This is a genomic window from Halorhodospira sp. M38, assembly GCF_022227985.1.
Taxonomy (GTDB): domain Bacteria; phylum Pseudomonadota; class Gammaproteobacteria; order Nitrococcales; family Halorhodospiraceae; genus Halorhodospira; species Halorhodospira halophila_A.
This window is the reverse complement of the sequence record NZ_JAJNQP010000085.1, coordinates 1-624: the sequence shown is the minus strand read 5'-3', so window position 1 is coordinate 624 and position 624 is coordinate 1. Positions and strand designations below refer to the sequence as shown.

At 68.1% G+C, this 624-nt stretch carries 1 protein-coding gene and 1 pseudogene; one reads left to right on the top strand and one right to left on the bottom strand.

Translation table 11 applies throughout. From position 1 onward, the window contains the following. A pseudogene (locus tag LRA98_RS12890) lies at positions 1-376 on the bottom strand (WYL domain-containing protein); the annotation flags it as partial. A gap of 61 nt (positions 377-437) precedes the next feature. Here LRA98_RS12890 and LRA98_RS12885 point away from each other — a divergent pair. Beyond that, on the top strand, positions 438-624 hold a 187-nt coding region (locus LRA98_RS12885; RefSeq protein WP_238634283.1), incomplete at its 3' end, for a hypothetical protein.

Below are 624 nucleotides of genomic sequence, written 5' to 3'. Positions count from 1 at the left end.
GCTGCGAGCCCCCATGGGCCAGCACGCGCTTGGCGGCCTCGAAGTGTGGCTGCAGCGCCCGCAGGGCCTCGGGAGCGAGCAGCCCACTCAGGTGCAGTTCGGCCAGACGGAAGGCCAGTGCGGCTGCCGGTGATAGACCGGGGACGTCGAGCACCGGCGCATCGGGCCGCCACGACCAGCGCTGTTCGTTGCCCTGACGCTCGCAAAGCAGGGGGAATTCCAGCGAGAGGGTGTTGAGATCCCGCTGCACGGTGCGCAGGCGGATGTCGTAGCCTTCACTCGATAGCCGCTTATGCAGCCCAGGGGCACTGACCCCTCGCGGGTAGCGGGGAATGGCCTGGAGCATCGTCCACTGGCGCAGAAGGGTGTCGGTCATCGCTCGGTCCCTGGGCGATTGGGGCGGATTCCAGCGAGCATCATGCGGGATCCAGTGGGGCTTGGCCAAGCCCACGGCCGCCGGCGGCTGCACCCCGGCAGACGACACGGCGTGTCGCAGGACTGGAGTAGAGAGGGGATCCGGCCGCTACACGGATCGGAGCGCACCGACGAGGCCAACCATGGGTTTGTTCAATCTCGGCAAGAAGGACGCCTACGGCAAACAGCGGCGCATCGAGCACCGCGGCA